The sequence below is a fragment of the Gilliamella intestini genome, from assembly GCF_900094935.1.
Taxonomy (GTDB): domain Bacteria; phylum Pseudomonadota; class Gammaproteobacteria; order Enterobacterales; family Orbaceae; genus Gilliamella; species Gilliamella intestini.
The window spans coordinates 1-7439 of record NZ_FMBA01000069.1; the positions used below are offsets into that span (position 1 = coordinate 1).

At 35.8% G+C, this 7439-nt stretch carries 5 protein-coding genes and 1 pseudogene; 2 read left to right on the forward strand and 4 right to left on the reverse strand.

Features of this window, described 5'->3' with window-relative positions; all coding sequences use genetic code 11:
* Positions 1-135: 135 nt before the first annotated feature.
* From GA0061080_RS11495 to sohB, 3 genes are all read right to left on the reverse strand, one after another.
* Complete coding sequence (locus GA0061080_RS11495) at positions 136-1731, reverse strand: bifunctional aspartate transaminase/aspartate 4-decarboxylase (RefSeq protein ID WP_091125816.1); 1596 nt, start codon at positions 1729-1731, stop codon at positions 136-138.
* Positions 1732-1760: 29 nt separating this feature from the next.
* Positions 1761-3461 (reverse strand): aspartate-alanine antiporter, encoded by a 1701-nt coding sequence (gene aspT, locus GA0061080_RS11500; RefSeq protein ID WP_091125820.1) that lies wholly within the window; start codon positions 3459-3461, stop codon positions 1761-1763.
* Positions 3462-3720: 259 nt separating this feature from the next.
* A complete protein-coding gene (sohB, locus tag GA0061080_RS11505) occupies positions 3721-4836 on the reverse strand; it encodes a protease SohB (RefSeq protein ID WP_091125824.1) in 1116 nt (371 codons plus the stop codon).
* Positions 4837-5003: 167 nt separating this feature from the next.
* Here sohB and GA0061080_RS11510 point away from each other — a divergent pair, with 167 nt between their 5' ends.
* A complete protein-coding gene (locus GA0061080_RS11510) occupies positions 5004-6704 on the forward strand; it encodes a formate--tetrahydrofolate ligase (protein ID WP_209435836.1) in 1701 nt (566 codons plus the stop codon).
* Complete coding sequence (locus GA0061080_RS11515) at positions 6704-7120, forward strand: RnfABCDGE type electron transport complex subunit B (RefSeq protein WP_091125831.1); 417 nt, start codon at positions 6704-6706, stop codon at positions 7118-7120. Before GA0061080_RS11510 ends, GA0061080_RS11515 begins: the two co-directional genes overlap by 1 nt.
* A gap of 5 nt (positions 7121-7125) precedes the next feature.
* On the opposite strand, the pseudogene GA0061080_RS12965 reads toward GA0061080_RS11515, so the two are convergent.
* Positions 7126-7439, reverse strand: a pseudogene (locus GA0061080_RS12965) (hypothetical protein); the annotation flags it as partial.

The following is a 7439-nucleotide window of genomic DNA, read 5'->3' on the forward strand; positions in this document are numbered from 1 at the left end:
TTTTTTAGCATAGAAGAATTCCTCTTATAATGGACTCCTCTCTATTAGATCAAAGAACTCGCCAAAAAGCGAGTTCTTTGTCATCAATCTGAACCCTAGATTTCCTAGGGTTTTTGATTAGGTTTATTTGTCTAATTATTTATTTTTTGCTTTATATTCAGCATAATATTCTTCTGCTAATTTACGCATTGATAATCCAATTGCGGCATATTGATATTCATTTAAGTTTGCTAACGATGCTCGAGCAGAAGGATGTTCTACAGCAAATCCCTTACCCGGTAGTAGTACAACACCTGCTTCATCAGCAATTCTGAATAACATTTCAGATGGATTTTTATTTTTTAGGATCCATTTAGCAAATTTATCGTCATATAATTCTCGGCAAATATGTTCAAGATCCACTAGAGTGTAATAATCTACACTGTTTTCATCGGTTTGATGTTTAAGACCTAAATGTTGATAAAGTGATGCTGCGCGGCGTCGAATTAGCGATTTTAATGCTGTTTTATAGCTTTGATCGCTATCCATCATTTCACATAATGCAAATAATACCATTTGTACTTGCTGTGGTGTTGATAGTCCAGCAGTATGGTTTAATGCAACCGCACGACTATCGGCTACTAAGCGGTCTATAAATTTTAGATTTTCAGGGTCAGTAACAATTGAGCTATATCGTTTATTTAAGATCTGTTTGGTTTTGCTTGGTAACGCTTTAATGGCTTTATCTATTACATTATCATGTGCTGTTGCAATAACACCTAAACGCCAACCTGTAGCACCAAAATACTTAGAGAATGAATAAACTAAAATAGTATTTTGAGGGCAAATTGCAAATAAAGATTGGAAATCATCGGCAAATGTTCCATAAACATCATCAGTCAAAATGATCAATTCAGGACGTTTTTTAACAATCTCAGCAATGATTTTTAAACTTTTGTCATCAATTTTAACTGATGGTGGATTTGAAGGATTAACAACAAAAAAGGCTTTAATTGCTGGATCTTCTAATTTACGCAATTCTGACTCAGGATACTGCCAATTTGTGTTAGGATCAGAATTAATTAATACCTCAACTAATTGGTAATCGTTAAGTTCAGGAATTTCGAGATAAGGCGTGAATATAGGTGCGCCAATGGCAATTTTGTCACCTTTTTGGATTAATCCATTTTCTTTCATTGAGTTAAAAATATAAGCCATGGCAGCTGTGCCACCTTCAACAGCAAATAAATCTATATCATTACGATCCAGATATTGAGCACCCATTTGTTGTAAAACATATGCTTTAACCACATCTTCACTAAAATGTAGCATTCTATCTGGTACTGGATAATTACATCCTAAAATACCTTCTACCATTTCTTGTAAAAAGGCGTTTTCGTCAAGCCCTAGTTGATCACGAATATAAGAAAATGCTTTACCTAAAAAGGCAACACCAGGAGTGTTGTAATTTTGGCAAATAAAATGTTCAAAGCGTCCGGTTAGTCCTGCTTTAATTGGCATGCCACCGATACCTTCATTTAAATATGAAAATGACATTTCGGATTCTTGGGTTGCAAATACACCTAATTGGAAAAAAGCTTGGCGAGGCCAAGTAGCAAGAAAGTTGGGATTACCTCTACCTGCATTTAACATTACTCGATCAGTATGACTTTGTGCCAGTTTAATTAAGTTATCTTTTAATTCAAAAGGACTTAAATTAGCATATTGACTGTATTCTGTTTTGTTTTTCATACATTTGTATCCTTAATTTGATGGATCAATTAAACAAAAGCAACAACTAATGGTCCTAATAAAGTTAGGAAAACATTAGCTAAAGCATAAGTAATGGCAAAAGAGTTGGTTGGTGTTGAGTTACCAGCTTTATTTAGCACTTCACCAAAAGCAGGATTAGCGCTACGCGAACCCGCTAAAGCACCGGCAAACACCGCTACATTTTTATAGCCTAATACATATTTACCAAAATAAATGGCAAGTAACATTGGCAATAAAGTAACAACAACACCAATTAAAAATAGAGATAAACCTTGTTCTTTAATAGTATTAATCGCTTGAAGGCCAGAACTTAAACCAACAACCGCCACAAAACCAGCCAAGCCAAAATCTTTTAAAAGTTGCACAGCACCAGTTGGTATGTTACCGATAGTTTGATGAACAGAGCGATACCAGCCGAATAATAATCCCGATAAAAGCGCACCGCCGCCAGCTCCTAATGTAATAGGAATATCGCTAACACGTATAACGATTAAACCAATAATAAGACCAACAACAAGCCCTAAACCATGAAATATCCAGTCAGTTTTTTCACTTTTAGTGATTGGAGCACCAATTTTATCTACAACACGACGAAGATCACCATCAGCACCATAAATAGTAATAACATCACCAAGTTTTAAATTAATATCGTTAGTAAGAGGAAGGGATTGTCCATCACGATGAATAGCCAAAAGGTATATTCCATGTTTTAATTTCATAACTTCGTCAGATTGAAGTACTTGAGTAAGATTTTGATCCACATAACGGCTATTACGCATTTCAACATCTAGTTTGTTCATCACTACATCCATACCTGATGCTGAATTTACTTCGCTACCAAGTAGATCTTGTGCTTTAATCATAGCCTCACGATGACCCACAACCAGAATGATATCTTTTGACTTTAATACTGTTTCAGGGGTTGCTTCTATTATTTTATTGCCACGTTTAATACGTTCAATACTGATACCATTTACAGTCTGTTCAATATGGGAAACAGTTTGGTTGATTTTGTTGGTAATACGATACAAACGACCACTAATATCAGATAAAGCTAAATTTTGATCATTGCTTAATAAGAGCGAACCATGAAGCTGTTCTGCTTGTGCTTTAATTGCATCATCGCCAATATCTCTACCCATTATTTTTGGCAGAATATTAACACACACTATAATGGCACCTAGTGAACCAAATATATAAGTCACTGCATAACCAATAGTGACATTAGCTTGCATTTTACTTAATTCTTCAGCACTTAATCCAAGTTGACTTAATGCATCAGAGGCTGTACCCATAATGGCAGATTGGGTCAATCCTCCTGCAGCTAAACCAGCAGCAAGGCCTTTGTCTAAATTAAATATTTTAGCTAAAATTACAACAGTCACAAAGCTTGCGACAGCAATAAATAATGCTAAGAATATTTCGCGTAATGTTTTCACGCCTAGTGAACGGAAAAACTGAGGACCACTTTCATAACCCACAGCATAAATAAATAGTGCAAAGAGAATCGACTTAACCCCAGCATCAATAGTAACGCCAAAAACACTTAAAGCAACAGCGACAAGTAACGAACCGGCAACACCACCGAGTTGGAATTTACCCATTCGAATACTACCAATTAAATATCCTAAACTTAACGATAAAAATAATAGAATTTCTGGGGAGTGTTTAAGTCCATCTAAAACCCAATTTGAAAGCCATTGAAACATATTAATTGTCCTCAAGGAGAAACATAAAGAAATGCGATTAAAGAAAGAGTTTATCCATTAATTTTCATGGACTGTTTATATATTAAACCTAATTAGAATAATGGATATTCAGTTTTAACAATTAATGCTATCGTTAAAAATTAATCAGTTGCTGACAAAATTTTACGTCAAAAGTGAGCTTAATTTATGATTTTTGTTCCAATTTTTTTGAATTTTAGATCTAAGAGGATATAACAATTTGCTAAATAAAAAAGGGCTATTACAGCCCGTTTTCTTGTCTGAAAAACAATCTTTCTACATTTTTTATCACATTCTTCGAAATTCTTTCCGATAGTTTTTGCTTACGTTGGTAACTAACAGAAATAATTTTATGTGTTTCTAAGTGAGATAAAATAAAGTCATCGCTCGTACTAATTTCATCGACTAAGCCTTTGTTTTTGGCTTGTGTTGCAAACCAGTGCTCACCTGTAGCAACTTGTTCGATATCAACATTTGGTCGATACTCTTTAACAAAGTCTTTAAACAAAAGATGCGTTTCTTCTAATTCTTGTTTGAATTTTTGACGTCCTTCTTCAGTATTTTCACCAAACATCGTCAATGTACGCTTATACGCACCTGCCGTTTGTAATTCAATGTCTACATCATGTTTTTTGAGTAAGCGGTTAAAATTAGGGATCTGCGCAACTACACCAATTGAACCTACAATTGCAAATGGTGCTGCCACAATTTTGTTAGCGGTACAAGCCATCATATATCCCCCACTTGCCGCAACTTTATCAACCACTACAGTGAAAGGTATATCACGCTGTCTAAACCGTAATAATTGCGATGCAGCAAGACCATAACCGTGAACCACGCCACCTGGACTTTCAAGCTTAATGACAACTTTATCTTCAGGCTTAATAACAGCTAACACAGCAGTGATTTCTTGGCGTAATTCTTCAACTTCGTGTGCATCCATGCTGCCATTGAAAGATAATACAAATAATTTAGGTTTAACTTGTTGGTTTGTATTACTTTCTACTGGTTTCGCTACATTATCTGAATCTGACGAAGTTTGTTCGGCAGATTTTTCTTGATTTTTAGCTTGTTTCTTTTTTTGTTTAGCTGCTAATTTCGCTTGCTTTCTCTCATTTTTTTTCTGTTTTTTAAGATCTTTCATAAACAGCTTAGCTTCTAACTCGTCCATGCTTGACATTAACATGTCGTCTTTAACTTGTTCATATTCTTGGCTAATATCTTTAACCGATAACCGCCCTGCCACCGTTGCTGATTTACGGCGTTGGCTTAATATAAAAACAAGTACAGCTAAAATTGCTATAACAACTGTTGCTGTTTCAGCTAAAAAAAGTGAATACTCAGAAAACCAATTCATTTAATTATTATCCTTTAATGAAATATATGTTGATTGAATAGATTTAGTAATTATAACAAGATAATTGCGAATTGTGCCGAAAAACGATAAAGATAAAATTGTCGCTTTATTCGGAAAATCAAATTATTTATACTGATAACCCAAATTACTGTTAGATGAGAATTAATATGCCATTACATCCAATTACCGAAATAGCTAAACAATGCAACATTCCAGAAGAATTTGTCCTGCCTTACGGCAAGCATGTGGCAAAAGTTGATCTATCCATTCTTAAAACCAAACCAAACAAACCTAACGGTAAATTGGTATTAGTTACTGCTATCACACCGACGCCACTTGGTGAGGGTAAAACAGTTAATACTATCGGGCTAAGTGAGGGCTTAAATTATATTGGTAAGTCAGCAATCGCTTGTATCCGTCAACCAAGTTTAGGTCCTGTATTTGGTGTTAAAGGTGGTGCTGCTGGCGGTGGTAAAGCCGAGGTTTTGCCAATGGAAACATTAAATCTACACTTAACAGGTGACATTCATGCCATTACTGCCGCACATGATTTAGCTTCTGCTGCTTTAGATTCAAGGCTTTATCATGAAGAACGTTTAGGTGATGAATTTACTGCACAAACAGGTTTACCGCGTTTAAACATTGATGTAAATCGCATTGTGTGGAAGCGAGTGATAGATCATAACGATCGTGCGCTTCGTAAAATAACTGTCGGTGTTGGTGGTGGCGTTAATGGTGTTACACGCCAAGATGGATTTGAAATTACCGCAGCGTCAGAACTCATGGCAATTTTAGCCTTAGCTTCAGATTTACATGATATGCGTGCTCGTATTGGTCGTATTATTCTTGCTTATAATACGCAAGGCGAAGCCATTACCGCAGAACAACTTGAAGTTGCTGGCGCCATGACTGTGTTACTTAAAAATGCAATTAATCCAAACCTGATGCAAACCGTTGAAAACACACCTGTACTTATTCATGCTGGACCTTTTGCTAATATCGCTCATGGTAACTCATCTGTCATTGCTGATCGTATTGCGTTACAACTTGCTGATTATGTTGTGACTGAAGCGGGCTTTGGTTCAGATATGGGCATGGAAAAATTCTTTAATATCAAATATCGCCAAGCTGGCATTAAAGCTTCATGTGTAGTGCTTGTTGCAACAGTTCGTAGTTTAAAATCTAACAGTGGTAAATATAATATTAAACCTGGGCAAGCAATTCCAAAAGAAATTTCAGAATCTAACGTTGAATTACTTGAAATTGGTGCTGCCAATTTAGCATGGCATATCAACAATGCCAAAAGCTATGGATTGCAAGTAATTGTCGCTATTAATCGCTTTCCACACGACAGTGAAGAAGAATTAGCGTTTTTACAAAAATATGCGATTGAACATGGTGCATTTGCCTGTGAAGTGAGTGAAGTCTTTACTCAAGGCGGTAAAGGCGCTGAAAAATTAGCAAAACATGTTATTAAAGCGTGTGAAATGCCAAGTGAAATTAAATTGCCTTATCCTGATAATATGCCACTCGCAGATAAGATTCAAACCATGGTAAAAAAATATGGTGCTAACAAAGCTAATTTATCAGCCACTGCACTGGAAAACATCAAAGAGATCGAAGAATTAAAACTGGATCATTTGCCACTTTGTATTGCTAAAACACCAATGTCAATTAGTGCTGATGCAAACTTAAAAAATGTTCCTACCGATTTTGATGTCGATATCAGTCATTTAGCTATATCTGCCGGTGCTGGTTTTATTCGTGTTTATGCTGGTAATGTGATGACCATGCCAGGGCTAGGTACTAATCCTGCTTATAGACAAATCGATATTGACAAAGATGGTAATATTGTAGGTTTAAGTTAATGCAAGAAGTAATTATGCAAACCCAAGAACAATATAAAGCATTTATCGACGAAGAAAACTGTATTGGCTGTGGCAAATGCATTCGTGTTTGCCCAACTGATGCCATTGTCGGCAGTAAGCAAGTGTTGCACACAATTTTGCCACAGTTATGTACCTCGTGCAGTAATTGTATTAATACCTGTCCAACAGACTGTATTACATTAAGCACTTTAGGCACTGTATTAAGTGAATCGGAAGAGTTAGCGCTAACTCAGAAAAAGCAACAGCGAATAAACCATAATCAATTAGTGCCGCCAACAATTTTGTTTCCTCGTGTCACACCGATGGCAAACAAAACTAGCACATCGATCGACCGAAAACAGTCTATTGCCGATGCCATTGCTAGAGTAAAAGCCAAAAAAAACCTCGCTAAATAGCGAGGTCAGATTGATGACAAACCTCGATATAATTCGGGGTTTATTTTTTTATTTAAACCATAAATAGGATTTTTAATTTGGATTTTATTAAATAAATTAAAAAATAGCTTAAAAAAACGTAACAAAAATAGCTTTATCGCTATTTTCTTGATATTTTGAGCCGTTGCAGCCAATAAACACTGCATTTGAACCTGCGCTCTATGGTCTGTTTTCGCCGAGCATAGACTTTTTTACCCCAATGGCTTAAACGAATCTCGTTGGCTTTCTCTTTATCTACTTCCCAGATATGGCGTGTGATGACTTTCTGTGTATTTTTACT